Here is a 13,227-nt window from a genome sequence, read left to right as displayed (position 1 = left end):
AAAGATGTGGTCATGGTGGAAGTCGCGGCCGAGCGCGGGAAGCAGCATTCGTCACGGGTGTCGAAGGCGGGGGCCGGCTGGGCCTGCCCGGAACCGGGGGCGTTCGCCCAGCTCAGGCCGGACAAGGGCGGATTCACCTGGCTGAATTTACGCACGCTCTGGTTGTCCAGGAACGAGATCCTGGCGACCTTGTTCGGTGATCCTTCGGGGGAGGTGCGGAAACGGTGGATCGCGGCCCAGGAAGCCCGTGGGATAGATCCGGAATTTCGCATCAAGCCCGGCGTCGGGGGAAATTTCAATTTCCTGATTCTGGGCGACACCGGCGAGGGCGACGCCTCCCAGTACGCCGTCGTCCCCGGGATGCTGAGGCTCGGCCAGGACACCTCGTTCGCGGTCATCGCCAGCGACGTCATCTACCCGACGGGGTCGGGCAACGAGTACGGGAACAAGTTCTTCCGCCCGTACAAGGACTACGAGGCGCCGATCTACGCGATCCCCGGCAACCACGACTGGTACGACGGGCTCGGCGGCTTCATGCGGGTCTTCTGCGACGCCCCGCCGCTCAAGCCGAAGCCGGACCGCGGGCTGCGTGGGCTGCTGTGGCGCAAGCCGGAGACGATCGACGAGGGCAGGCTGGCCGAGGCGCGCGAGCTCCGGGGACGGCCGGCCCAGCAGGCCGCGCAGCCGGCGCCGTACTGGGCGATCGAGAGCGACAGCCTGCTGGTCGTGGGCGTGGACACCGGCATCAAGAACGTGATCGACAAGGCCCAGACGGCCTGGCTGCGCCGCGTCTCGCTCGACCCGCGGCCGAAGATCCTGGTGACCGGGAAGCCCATCTACACCGGCAACGTGCACAAGCCGTCACCGCTGGAGGAAGGCGGCACGATCGATGACATCGTGCGCGACCCGGCCCACCGGTACGTCGCGGCCATCGGCGGAGACGTGCACAACTACCAGCGCTATCCGGTCAAGGTGGGCGACCGGGTGATCCAGTACATCGTGACCGGCGGCGGCGGCGCCTTCATGCACGCCACCCACATCATCGGCAGGGTGGACGTCGCCGGCGTGGCCGAGGACGACTTCAAGTGCTACCCGCTGCGCGGCGACTCGCTGTCCTTCTACAGCCAGCTCTACGCCCGCCGCCTGCGGATGAAGTGGCTCTGCCTCACCCCCGACGAGGCGGTGTGCATCATGTCCAGCCAGATCGGCAACCGGCCGGCCCGGCCGGTCGAGGGCGCGGTCACGGTGACCCGGCGGATGCGCTGGGCGGCGCGGCTGCTCGGGGCCTGGCCGTGGCCGTTCAGGCTGCCGGTGGACAAGGTGTTCCACCGCTTCCTGTCGGAGTTGTCCGACTGGGACCAGCCGCCGTTCTTCAAGCAGTTCCTGCACGTGTCGGTCACACCCGACCGCCTGACCCTGCGCTGTTTCGCCGCCACCGGCTGCCTGGAGCAGGAGCTCCGGCCGCCGTTGGAGGACGAGGTGCACATCGATTTGTCGTAGCCGTTTGGCACCCTTATGTGCGTGTATGTCGTGGTAGCGGGGGAGACAGTGCTCCCCGTCGGAGGAACGGCCCGGCGCGCGGCCGACCCGGCGTCCGCGGTGCGGGAGCTGGAGTCGGGGGGCGGGCCGCGGTGGGTCTGGGCCGACACGCGGGAGACGTACCCTCAGCTGCTGGAGCAGGGCGTGCGGGTCGCGCGCTGCCACGACCTCGCGCTCACCGAGGGGCTGCTGCTGGCCCACGAGGGCCGCTACGGCGAGCCGCGCTCGGCGCGGGCAGCCCACGCCCGGCTGCACGGCCTGCCGGTGCCCGACGACCAGCCGAGCGTGCCCGGCACGCTGTTCGCGCCGGAGCCGCTGGGGGCCGAGGCGGTGGCCGAGGTGCTGGCCGACCAGCTCCGCCGGATCGAGGCGCTGCCCGAGCCCGGCCGCTTCCGGCTGCTGGTCGCCGCCGAGTCCGCGGGCGCGCTGGTCGCGGCCGAGATGTCGCACGAGGGCATGCCCTGGCGCCTGGACGTGCACGACGCGCTGCTCACCGACCTGCTCGGCCCGCGGCCCGTGCACGGCATGCGCCCGGCCAAGCTGCAGGCGCTGGCCGACGAGGTGGCGGCGGCCTTCGGGCGGCCGGTCAACCCCGACTCGGTGCAGCAGCTGGTCAAGGCGTTCAAGGGGGCGGGGGTGGCGCTGAAGACGACCCGGTCGTGGGAGCTGAAGAAGGTCGACCATCCCGCCGTCGCGCCGCTGCTGGCCTACAAGGAGCTGGCCCGGCTCTACAGCTTCCACGGCTGGGTGTGGGCCGACCAGTGGGTGCGCGGCGGGCGCTTCCGCCCCGAGTACGTCGTCGGCGGCGTGGTGTCCGGCCGGTGGGCGACCAGCGGCGGCGGCGCGCTGCAGATCCCCAAGGTGATGCGCCGGGTCGTGGTGGCCGACGCGGGATGGACGCTGGTCGTCGCCGACGCGGCCCAGCTGGAGCCGAGGGTGCTGGCCGCGATGGCCGGCGACGGCGGGCTGGCCAGGGCGGCGGGGGAGATCGACCTGTACTCGGCGCTGGCCCAGTCGTTCGGCGGCGAGCGCGGGAACGCAAAGATCGCGATGCTGTCCGCCATGTACGGCGGCACCAGCGGCGACGCCTCCAAGCTGCTGGCCGTCATGCGCCAGCGCTTCCCCAAGGCGTACCAGTTCGTGGAGGACGCGGCCAAGGCCGGGGAGGAGGGGCGGCTGGTGCGGTCGTGGCTCGGGCGGACCAGCCCGCCGCCGTCCGGGCGGTGGAAGGAGCTGGTGTCCGGCCCGGAGGGCGGCCGGGCGGCCCGCGACCGGGGCAGGTTCACCAGGAACTTCGTGGTGCAGGGCACGGCCGCCGAATGGGCCCTGGCGCTGCTGGCGGTGCTGCGCGGGCTGCTGCCCGAGCCCGCCAGGCTGGTGTTCTTCCAGCACGACGAGGTCATGGTGCACTGCCCGCTGGAGCAGGCCGAGGAGGTCACCGCGGCGGTGACGGCGGCGGCCGCGGAGGCGAGCAGGCTGCTGTTCGGCTCGACCCCGGTGCGCTTCCCGATGGAGACGGTGGCCGTCGGGTGCTACGCCGACGCCAAGTGACCGTTCAGGCCGGTCTGTCGCGGTACCGGGCCGAGACCAGCCAGAGCCCGGCCAGCGTGACCATGACGCCGACGACCAGGCCGAGCACGCCGTAGGACAGGATGCCCACGATGGCCCCCGCGATGATCGTCCCGGTGGCGCCGCAGACGTTCATCAGCAGGTCGGACAGGCCCTGCACGGCGGGCCGGCGGTCGATCGGCACCGACTCGGTGACCAGCGCCGACCCGGCGACCAGCCCGCACGACCAGCCGAGCCCGAGCACGACCAGAGCCGTCGTCACCTGCCACACCCGGTGCCCCGCCGTGCCCGCCAGGACGGCCGCGGCCAGCAGCAGCGCCGACCCGAGCACCAGCACCGGCACCTTGCCCGCCCGGTCGGCCAGCCAGCCCACGACCGGCGAGAACATGTACATGCCGGCGATGTGCAGGCTGATCACCAGGCCGATGACGTTCAGGTTCGAGCCGTCGTGGTGGAGCTTCACGGGGGTCATCGACATGATCGAGACCATCGCGGTGTGGGCCACCGCGATCATGACGAGCGCGCGGCGGGCCATGGGGGTCTCGCGCAGCGTGCGCAGGCCCGTCCTGATCGTGCGGTGGCGGCCGGGGCCGGGCTCGGGGGCGCCGTCCAGCTCGCGGGCCAGCTTGAGCGGGTCCGGGCGCAGGCCGCCGATGATGATCACCAGCGCCACGGCGAACGCCAGCGCCGCGAACGCGAACGGCCCCGCCTTGGCCGCCAGCCCGGCCTCGATCCCCATCCGGTCGGCGGGCTCGGCCAGGTTGGGCCCGGCGACCGAGCCGACGGTCGAGGCCCACACCACCAGCGACAGGTGCCGGGCCGAGTGGCCCTGCGGCGACAGGTCGGTGGCCGAGTAGCGGGCCGCCAGGCTGCCCGCGCTGCCGCCGCCGACCAGCACCAGCCCGGCCAGCAGCAGCGGCCAGTTGCCCAGGCTGATCGCGGCCACCGAGAGCGCGCAGCCGGCCAGCGCCGCCAGGTAGGTCAGCGACAGGCCCACCCGGCGGCCCCCCAGGCTCGACAGCCGCGCGGTCGGCAGGGCGAGCAGCGCCGCCCCGAGCACGGTCGCGGTTCCGGCGAACCCGCTGATCACGGTCGAGCCGGACAGCTCGTCCACGACCACCGAGCTGAGCGCCAGGCCGACGGCCACCCCGACGCCGCCCACGATCTGCGCGGCGGACAGGACGACCAGGGTTCGACGCTGGACGCTGACGAGGTCAGGCAGCGAGACGGGGGGTTTCGTGGGGGCGCTGGTCACCTGTGAAGTCTCGCATAGCCCCCGACATCCCCCCAAAGAGGACAGGCATCCATTTCTATTGGGAAAGGTGCCTTTTTTAGAGGATGGTGACGGAATCCCCCACGGTGATCGTGCCCGGGGCGTCCGGGATCAGATTGATGCCGAACCAGACCTTGCCGTCCCACTTGCGGTGGCGGGACAGCGTCCTGATGGGCTCCTTGCCCTTGGTGTACGTCGCGGTGTCGATCGTGGTCAGCACGCAGCGGTCGCAGCCCTTGGTCACCCGGAAGGCGACCGCGCCGATGCGCAACCGCTTCCACTCGTCCTCGGCGAACGGCCGCTCCGCCCCGTCGATCACCACGCTGGGCCGGAAGCGGTGCATGGGCAGCGGCGCGGGGATCTCCTCGCCGCGTTCGGCCGCCGTCTCGGCGATCCAGTCGTTGAGCCGGCCGAGTGAGGCGGTCGTGGTCAGCAGCAGGGGGTAGCCGTCGGCCAGGCTCACCCGGTCGCCGGGCAGGCCGTACTCGGGGTTGACGGGACGGCGGGCCGGGTCGTCGAGCCAGGCCAGCCGCGCCGGGCGGCCGATCAGGTCCGACAGCCAGCGTGCCGCGTCGTCGCCGCAGTCGGTGAGCTCGACGGGCGTGCGCCAGACGTCCACGGTGGTCATGGCGGACGTCGGGGTGACCCGCAGCGGGGGCGCGTGCGGGCCGGTCAGGGTGAGGGTGTCGCCGTCGAGCCGCGCCACGCAGGCCAGCAGCCTGGGGTGCTCGCGGGCGGTCAGCATGCCGCCCTGGCCGTCGGTCACCAGGTAACGCCGGTCGCCGGCCAGCCCCCACGGCTGCACCTCGGCCTCATGGACGTCGTGCCCGGCGGTGGACTTGACGGGATAGAAGTGGATGCTCGCCAGTTCCATGGCCAGGACCGTACCTCACGCCCTCGGGACGGCTTCGGCCCGGTGGGCCGCGGCGACCGGCTCCCGGCCAGGACGGGCGGACAGGGCCACCACGCCCAGCGCCGCCGCGCCGAGCACGGCGCCGATCCAGCCGACGGACGGGTATCCGGCGCCCGCCCCGATGGCCAGCCCGCCGAGCCACGGGCCGACGGTGATGCCGACGTTGAAGGCGCAGACGTTCATCGCGGCGGCCATCGTGGGGGCGTCCTTGGCCAGGGTGAAGACGCGGGTGTTCAGCGTCGGGTTGGTGGCGAAGCCGAACCCGCCGAGCAGCAGGACCAGCGGCACGGCCAGCACCGCGACCGGCGCGGCCAGAGCCAGCAGGACCGAGGTCAGGACCAGCCCGGCGATGCCCGCGTACAGGGTCGCGAAGGGGCGCGTGTCGGCGGTGCGCCCGCCGATCGTGATGCCGATCACCGCGCCGACGCCGTACAGCGCCAGGACGGCGGGCACCCAGGCGGCCCGCAGACCGGTCGTGTCCACGAGCATCGCGCTCAGGTAGCTGAAGGAGACCAGCAGGCCGCCGGTCGCCAGGGCGGTGGTGGCGAAGGCGAGCCACAGGCGCGGGCTCAGCATCGAGCGCAGCTGCTCGGCGACGCCCGGCGCGGCCTCCCGCTCGGGACGGCCGCCGGGGATCGTCGCCAGCACGCCCAGGGCCGCCAGCGCCGACAGCGCGGCCACGGCCCAGAACGCGGCGCGCCAGCCGAGGTGCTGGCCGACGACCGTGCCGAGGGACAGCCCGACGACGGTGGCCACGGTCAGCCCGCCCGCCACGATGCTCATCGCCTTCCCCCTGGCGTTCGGCGGCACCAGGCCGACCGCCGTGGACGCCGCGACCGCCCAGAACCCGGCGTAGACGAAGGCGCCCGCCACGCGGGTGGCGAACAGCAGGCCGTAACTGGTGGTCAGGGCCCCGGCGACGTGGGTCAGCGCGAAGACCGCCATGAACGTCAGCAGCGCCGTCCGGCGCGGCCAGCGCATCGTCACGACGGCCAGCACCGGCGCCCCCACCAGCATCCCGATCGCGAACGCCGAGATCAGCAGCCCCGCGTCGGGGACGGACACGCCGAGGTCGGCGGCCATCTCCGGCAGCAGTCCGGCCAGCATGAGCTCCGAGGTGCCCTGGGCGAAGATCGCCAGCCCCAGGATGAACACCGCCAACGGCATGAGAACTCCTTCAATTTTAGAACGCTCAGTACAAAATTCGGGCACGAAAAGAAATGGAGGCGCAGGAAAGGTCAGAAAGCGGTCAGCGCCGTCGTCGCGATGGATTCGAGCACCGCCCGGCCCGCCCCGCCCCGGGCCGCGACGCGCAGGCCGCTGACCGTGGCCACGACGAAGTGCGCGAGCGCCAGTGCGTCCTTGTCGGAGCCGATCTCGCCGAGGGCCTGCCCGCGCTCGATCGCGCCGCGCATCGCCTCCACCCGCCGCTCGCCGTCGCGGCGCAGCAGGACGGCGATCTCCGGATCGTGCGGAGCCAGCTCCACCAGGGCGTTGACCACCAGGCAGCCGGCCGGGTCGCCGGCCTCCGGGTCGACCGCCTGCCACAGCACGGTCCTGATCTTCTCCGCGACCGGCAGGCCGGAGGCCATGAGCTCGATCAGCGCGGACGTGCGCTCCTCCTGGTAGCGGCGCAGGGCCCGCTCGTAGAGGTCGCGCTTGTTCGCGAAGGTGTTGTAGATGCTGCTGCGGCCGAGGCCGGTGGCCTCGCACAGGTCCTGGGTCGAGGTTCCTTCGTAGCCCGCGTCCCAGAACGCGCGCATGGCGGCCTCGACGGCGCGGTCCTCCTCGAACGTCCGTGGTCGTGCCATGACGAGCACGTTAGCACGTTTTGGAATGATCAGTGCAATATGGGTCAGGTGGTCTGGCGGAACGTGTCCAGGAACGTCTTGCGGGCCCCGGCCTGGTCGTCCCACTTCAGCTCGGGCATGTCGAACGAGATCGTGAAGGCGGTCTTGTCGTCGAGCGAGACGTACCGGGTCAGGGCGTGCATCGGGACGCCGTCCTTGGAGGTGTAGGTGTACTCCCAGTCGGCGGCCTTCCAGCCCCGGTAGTCGGTGGCCTGGAGCTGCACCTGGATGTAGCCCTCCACGCCGCCGTCGGCCTCGCGCCGGCTCAGCTCGGCGAGCCCGTCGGCCTGCGGGGCGGCCTGCTCGACGACGATCCGGGTGCCGGAGTCCTTGGGGCCGGTGAAGGTGGCCGCGTCCCCCGAGGTGGCCAGCTTCCAGCCGTCCGGGACCGCCGCCGCGAAGCCGGGCGGGGTGTGCTCCTTGTAGCCGTCGGGCACCGGCGAGGGGCCGGTCTTCCGCGGCGCCTGGCTGGTGGCGGCGGCCGACTGCGTGCCGGGCGAGACCTGCGGCGCGCCGCCGGACAGGATGACCACGATCGCGCCGACCACCACGGCCACGCCCGCGACCGCACTGGCGATCAGCAACGGCGTGGGCCGGCCGCCGCGCATCCAGGGGCCGTCGCCCTCCTGGACCCTGCGGCGGCTGGTGCCCGCCCGCGAAGGACCGCCGCGCGAGGGGCCGCTGCGCGCCGGCCCGGTCCGGGTGGCGCCGGTGCGCGAGGAACCGGTCCGGCCGGTACCGGTCCGGGTGGCGCCGGTGCCCGACGGGCCGGAGCGCGACCCGGCGCCGGAGCCGGGCAGGGTCGCCAGGCGGCTGTGGCTGATGTCGTGCGACAGGTCGCGCGAGTGCTCGCGCAGTTCGTCGGCCGAGGCCAGCGGCCAGGGGGCCGGGACGGCGGCCGCCCTGCTGTCCGTCGTCAGGGGCAGGATCGGCTGCGGCGCGGGCGGGGCGGGCGTGCCGAGGTCGTCGAGGTCGTCGAGGTCCGCGGCGGGCGGTTCCATCCGGTGCGGGCCGGACGGGCCGCCGAAGGCGTCGAAGCCGTCGGCCGGGGACGGGAGCCGGTCGGTGCGATGGCTGCCCGACGGGCTCGACAGGCCGTCGTAGGGCGGCATCGCGTACCCGCCCGCCGGGCCGGCCAGCGGGTCGTACGGCACCCGCACCGGCCCCGAAGGGGTCTCCACGATGCGCGAGGGCATCGGCCCGGACGGGTGCTCCAGCGGCGGCAACATCCCCAGCGGCGTCTGGTCCGAGTCGGTCGGCAGCGTCTCGGGCGGGCGCGGACGGGCCGAGCCGTGGGCGCGCAGCACCGCTTCCAGCAGGTCGGCGACCTGCTCCGCGGTGAGCCGCTCGGCCGGGTTCTTGCGCAGCAGGCCCTCGATCACCGGCAGCAGCGCCCCGGCCCGCTGCGGCCTGATCGGCTCCTGGGTGAGCACCGCGCCCAGCACCGCGATGGCGTCCGGCCCTTCGTACGGCGGCCGCCCCTCCACGGCCGCGTACAGGGTCGCGCCGAAGGACCACAGGTCGGCCGCCTGCCCGATCGGCTGCCCGGACAGCCGCTCCGGCGGCACGTACGCGGGCGAGCCCATGAGCAGCCCGGTCTGCGTGATCGTCACGTCGCCCTCGATGGCGGCGATGCCGAAGTCGGTCAGCACCACGCGGTCGGAGGTCAGCAGCACGTTGCCCGGCTTGATGTCGCGGTGCAGGATGCCGGCCGCGTGCGCGTGCCGGAGCGCGTCGAGCACGCGGATGCCGATCTCGGCGGCCTGGATCACCGGCAGCGGGCCGCCCTGCCGCACGGCCTGCTCCAGCGACCAGGCGCGGACCAGCTCCATCACGATCCACGGCCGGCCGTCCTCCTCGACGACGTCGTGGACGGTGACGATGCCCGGATGCGTCAGCCGGGCCGCCGACCTGGCCTCGCGCAGCATGCGCCGGTGGGCCATCTGCTTGCCCGCCTGATCCAGCCCGTACGGCAGGATCAGCTCCTTGACCGCGACGTCCCGGTCGAGCAGCACGTCGTGGGCGTGCCACACCATGCCCATGCCGCCCCGGCCGACCGGCGACATCAACCGGTAACGCCTGCCGACCAGACGCCCCTGGCTCTGCGGGTCACCCCCCGGCGCACCCTGGTCCGGGCCGGGCCCGCCGAGCAAGCGGTCGGCTGCCATCTTGCCGCCCCCATTCAGCCTCATCCGTCACATCAGAGCGTGACCACTTCGTGCGGTGGATCGCCGTACGCGCCACCGTGCGCCATGCGCTACTTGCAGATTATGAGGTTCGCCACGATATCGGCGGAAAATCGGTAACGGAAGGCGAAGACCCTTTACAGCCGCTCTGACCTGCAGATATGCGGCTTTTCAAACTGATCACTTACTCAGCGGCGAGTGCGATCAACGCGCTGGTGAACGCCTGCGCGGGCGGCTCCACCAGTCCCGCGCCGACCTGTCCGGTGCCCGCCACGCGCCCCGCGATGCCGGTGTTGACGACCGGCAGAATGCCCGTCCTGGCGACGAGCGTCACGTCGATGCCGACGGGCGTGCCGCGGAATCCGAGCCCGGGAATCTGGTACGCGGGATGCTCGGCGAGCGTGATCTCGTACATCGAGCGGGTGGCCCGGACCGCGTCGGCCACCTCGCCGCCGACGAAGCGCACGATCGCGGGCGCGGCGGCCATCGCGAAGCCGCCCAGCCCGGAGGTCTCGGTAATCGTGGAGTCGCCGATGTCGGGGTTGGCGTCCTGGGGGCCGTACGCGCCGAGGTAGAGGCCGTCCGGCACCCCGGCCGGGCCGGTGAACCAGCGTCCGCCGAGCCCGGAGACCTGCACGCCGAAGTCGGTGCCGTTCCTGGCCATGGCCACGACCAGCGAGGAGCCGGGGATGTCGCGGGCGGCGTCCGTGCTCACCTTGCCCGCGGCCATGCCCGCGTTGAGGAAGAAGTGGTCGTTGCCGTTGACGAAGCGCAGCACCTGCGCCGCCTGCGCGGGCGCGGCCTCCACCAGGGCCGGAGCCAGCTCGCGCAGCAGCAGCGAGGTGGCCGCGCGGTTGCGGTTGTGCAGCTCGTCGCCCATCTGCAGGGCCTGCGCGATCAGCGAGCGCAGGTCGATCGGGCCGGTACGGGCCAGCGTCGCGGCGAGGACCGGGCCGAGCACCTCGTCCATCCAGCGCAGCCGCTCGAGCACCTCGGGGCCGTACGCGCCGTACCTGAGTACCTTGCCCAGGCCCTCGTTGAGCGAGCAGTAGGCGGTGCCGCCGTGCTCCTCGTCGCGTACCTCCAGCAGCCACATCGACGGGCTCACCACGCCCGCCATCGGGCCCACCGTGGCGTGCTCGTGGCAGGGCCGCAGCGCGACCGCGCCCGCCGCCAGCCCGGCCGCGGCCTCCCGCTCGTCGCCCGCCAGGCCCTCCAGCAACATCGCGCCGATCAGCGCGCCGCGCATCGGGCCCGAGGCGCGGTCCCACTCGATCGGCGGCCCGGCGTGCAGGAACGTCCCCGCGGGCAGCACCTCGGCGGCCCGCCGCAGGCCCACCAGGTACGGCCGCGCGCTCGTCAGCCTGTGCACGGCCAGCTCGTTGGCGGCCGTCCTGCGCGGGTCGGCCAGCACCTTGGCCAGGGCGTCGGCGGTGCCGGGCAGCGGCGGCCGCCAGGCCACCGGCGTCGTCGGCACGGCCTGGGCCGCCAGCGCCTCGTCGAGCAGCCCCGCCCCGACGGTGATCACCCGCGGCGGCCCCGACAACAGGCTCACGACACCCTCCCGGCAAGGCGACGAACGGCGAACGGGGGCACGGCGAACGGGGGCACGGCGGGCGGGGTCACAGGAGGCTCCGGGCGTGGCGGGCGGCCTCGGCGTTGGAGACGAACACGGCCGCCCCGGCCTCGCGCAGCGCCGCGGCCTGCCGGTGCAGGTCCTGGGGATCGCCCGCGCTGCCGACCAGCGCCGTCACGACGGTGGCCGGCGTACGGGCGACCGCCGGCGCGAGCGAGGCCGCCGGGTCGGGGTCGGCGGCGTGGCCGAGGACGACGTCCATGAGCACCACCTCGTCCGCCCGGACCCGCGACAGGGCCTCCAGGCGCAGCGTCGGGTCGATCATCGGATGCGCCCGGCCCCTGGTGTAGGCGTCGTCCCCGAAGTCGGTGAACTCGCCGGGCCCGGCCAGGACGGCGGCCTCCGCGCACAGCGTGCCGCCCGCGTACAGCCCCCTGACACTCCGCGGCTCCCCGCGCAGCGCGCCCGGCCACGACGGCCATCCGGGCACGCTGCGGCCCAGCGCCCGCAGCGCCCGTCCGGCCGCCTCGGTGAGGTCGGTCTCCGGCAGCACCGCCTCCACCACCGGCGTGCGCAGCCCGGCGGCCACCTCCCGGACGGCCCCCGCCACGCCGGGACCGGGCGGCTTGCCGACCAGCACGATCAGCTCGGTGGCCGGATCGTCGTCGAGCAGCCGCAGGGCGCGCATCGTGGCCAGCCCGCCGACCTCGGCCGACAGGTCCCTGCCGCCCACGCCGAGGATGTGGCTGATCCCGGCCTCCGCCCAGTCGAGCAGGCAGGACACCTGCTGGGCGCCCGTGCCGGAGGCGGCGACCAGGCCGACCGGCCCCGGCCGCAGCACGTTGGCGAAGCCGAGCCCGACGCCCGCGATCGAGGCGGTGCCGCAGTCGGGCCCCATGACCAGGACGCCGCGCTCCTCGGCCAGCTCCTTGAGCCACCGCTCCTGGGCCGGCGGCACGCCGTCGCTGAAGATCATCACCGGCAGCCCGGCCTCGACGGCGTCGCAGGCCTCGCAGAAGGCGTGCTCGCCGGGCACGGACACCAGGACCAGGTCGGCCGGCGTCCTGGCGGCCGAGTAGGTGGTGAGCGGCGGCTGCTCCCCGGACACTGTGGCGGCCCTGGTGGCGGCGGCGGCGGTGGTGGTGGCGGCCCGCGCGGTCAGCCGGGCGTCCAGCTCCTCGACGGCCCGCGCGGGGTCGGCGCCGCGCAGGGCGATGAGCAGGTCGCCGGGGCCCGCGGGCGGGGGCTCGAAGCCGAGGTCGCGGACGATGGCGAGGTTGAGCTCGGTGGCCATGGCCACCATCGCCACCTCCACGCCCGGCATTTCGGTCAGCGCACGACTTATTCGCATCAAGGTGACGGAGTCGTGGTACGTCCCTTTTCTCAGCTGGATCAGGTCGTCGCTCACGGGCGCCTGCTCAATGCCCGGACCGAGTCCAGCCCGATCGAGATGCCCTGGGCGAGGTCGGCGCCCGAGGTGTGGCCGAGCCGGTGCAGGCGCCGCAGCGCCGGTTCGAGCGCCTGCCTGCCCGCGATGCCGCGCAGCACGCCGGTCACCTCCGGGCTGGCCTCGCCCCTGGCCGCGCAGTGCAGCAACGTGGCCGAGATCGGCGTCGTACGGGTGCGCGCGTCGTAGGTGACGGTCGCCGCCAGCCAGTCGGCCAGCCAGACCGCCCGTCGCGTGCCGGTCGCCGTGCCGAGGTGCCTCAACGTCACCAGCAGCCCGGCCAGCACGTCGTCGCCGCTCGGCGTGAGTCCGGGACCGAGCCCCACGAGCCGTTCCGCCGCCGTCACCGCACCCAGCAGCCGGGCCTGCGCGCAACTGCGCGCCAGCAGTTCGACCGCGTCGTTCCCGGCCAGGCCGGGCCGTCCGGGCCCGTCCAGGACGACGTCGGCCAGGCTCAGCGGGTCGACCGGGCCCAGCGCCGGAGCCGGGTCCCACCAGCGGCGCACGCCGAGGCTCAGCGAGCCCAGCTCGATGCCGCGGTCGCCGACGGAGGCGTCGTCACCCACGGTGACCTCCGGCAGCGGCGTGGCCAGCAACACCGAGTTGGGCAGCCGGGCCGCCTCGCCGGTGATGAGGGCGATCACCGAAGGCTCGCAGTCGGTCCTGACCTCCAGGTATATCCCCGCGGAGAACGCCGCGAGCACCCGGGCCGGGCTACGCGGAGCCTCCAGCACGGGACGCACGGCGGTGCTGGCCGCGCCCGTCACGCGGACCCGGGCACGCCGCGCATGAGTACTGACGGTCACCGAACCTCCCATCGGACCCTGGTCCTGACCGTAGAACGGCCGGAGAACCCTCCGTACGGAGAAATTTG

The 13,227-nt window shown here is 73.7% G+C and carries 10 protein-coding genes; 2 read left to right on the top strand and 8 right to left on the bottom strand.

Annotated features, from left to right (window positions below):
* Nucleotides 1–12 precede the first annotated feature (12 nt).
* Nucleotides 13–1,500 carry a metallophosphoesterase gene (locus AB0J46_RS08755; RefSeq protein ID WP_364328373.1) on the top strand — a complete coding sequence of 496 codons (1,488 nt, stop codon included), beginning with the start codon at nucleotides 13–15 and terminating at the stop codon, nucleotides 1,498–1,500.
* A gap of 30 nt (nucleotides 1,501–1,530) precedes the next feature.
* Nucleotides 1,531–3,090, top strand: coding sequence for a bifunctional 3'-5' exonuclease/DNA polymerase (locus tag AB0J46_RS08750; RefSeq protein WP_364329586.1), 1,560 nt, complete (start codon nucleotides 1,531–1,533; stop codon nucleotides 3,088–3,090).
* A 4-nt stretch (nucleotides 3,091–3,094) separates the two neighbouring features.
* Here AB0J46_RS08750 and AB0J46_RS08745 read toward each other — a convergent pair whose 3' ends face one another.
* The 8 genes from AB0J46_RS08745 to AB0J46_RS08710 form a co-directional block, all read right to left on the bottom strand.
* On the bottom strand, nucleotides 3,095–4,363 hold the full coding sequence (locus tag AB0J46_RS08745; RefSeq protein WP_364328370.1) for an MFS transporter: 1,269 nt from the start codon (nucleotides 4,361–4,363) through the stop codon (nucleotides 3,095–3,097).
* Between the two features lie 76 nt (nucleotides 4,364–4,439).
* Nucleotides 4,440–5,255, bottom strand: coding sequence for an MOSC N-terminal beta barrel domain-containing protein (locus tag AB0J46_RS08740; protein ID WP_364328367.1), 816 nt, complete (start codon nucleotides 5,253–5,255; stop codon nucleotides 4,440–4,442).
* Nucleotides 5,256–5,270: 15 nt separating this feature from the next.
* Complete coding sequence (locus AB0J46_RS08735; RefSeq protein ID WP_364328364.1) at nucleotides 5,271–6,461, bottom strand: Cmx/CmrA family chloramphenicol efflux MFS transporter; 1,191 nt, start codon at nucleotides 6,459–6,461, stop codon at nucleotides 5,271–5,273.
* Between the two features lie 71 nt (nucleotides 6,462–6,532).
* Nucleotides 6,533–7,105 (bottom strand): TetR/AcrR family transcriptional regulator, encoded by a 573-nt coding sequence (locus AB0J46_RS08730; RefSeq protein WP_364328361.1) that lies wholly within the window; start codon nucleotides 7,103–7,105, stop codon nucleotides 6,533–6,535.
* A gap of 44 nt (nucleotides 7,106–7,149) precedes the next feature.
* Nucleotides 7,150–9,336: a protein kinase gene (locus AB0J46_RS08725; protein WP_364328358.1), complete on the bottom strand. Its 2,187-nt coding sequence runs from the start codon at nucleotides 9,334–9,336 to the stop codon at nucleotides 7,150–7,152.
* 178 nt (nucleotides 9,337–9,514) lie between these two features.
* On the bottom strand, nucleotides 9,515–10,885 hold the full coding sequence (locus tag AB0J46_RS08720; protein ID WP_364328355.1) for a DUF1116 domain-containing protein: 1,371 nt from the start codon (nucleotides 10,883–10,885) through the stop codon (nucleotides 9,515–9,517).
* 67 nt (nucleotides 10,886–10,952) lie between these two features.
* Nucleotides 10,953–12,314, bottom strand: a complete 1,362-nt coding sequence (locus tag AB0J46_RS08715) for an FdrA family protein (protein WP_364328352.1) — start codon at nucleotides 12,312–12,314, stop codon at nucleotides 10,953–10,955.
* Nucleotides 12,311–13,159, bottom strand: a complete 849-nt coding sequence (locus AB0J46_RS08710) for a DUF2877 domain-containing protein (protein ID WP_364328349.1) — start codon at nucleotides 13,157–13,159, stop codon at nucleotides 12,311–12,313. The genes AB0J46_RS08715 and AB0J46_RS08710 overlap by 4 nt, the downstream gene beginning before the upstream one ends.
* Nucleotides 13,160–13,227: the final 68 nt, after the last annotated feature.

Origin of the sequence: Nonomuraea sp. NPDC049758 (genome assembly GCF_040674635.1) — a bacterium.
GTDB lineage: Bacteria > Actinomycetota > Actinomycetes > Streptosporangiales > Streptosporangiaceae > Nonomuraea.
Note: the sequence above shows the minus strand (reverse complement) of the source record. Positions and strands in the feature narration are given on the sequence as shown.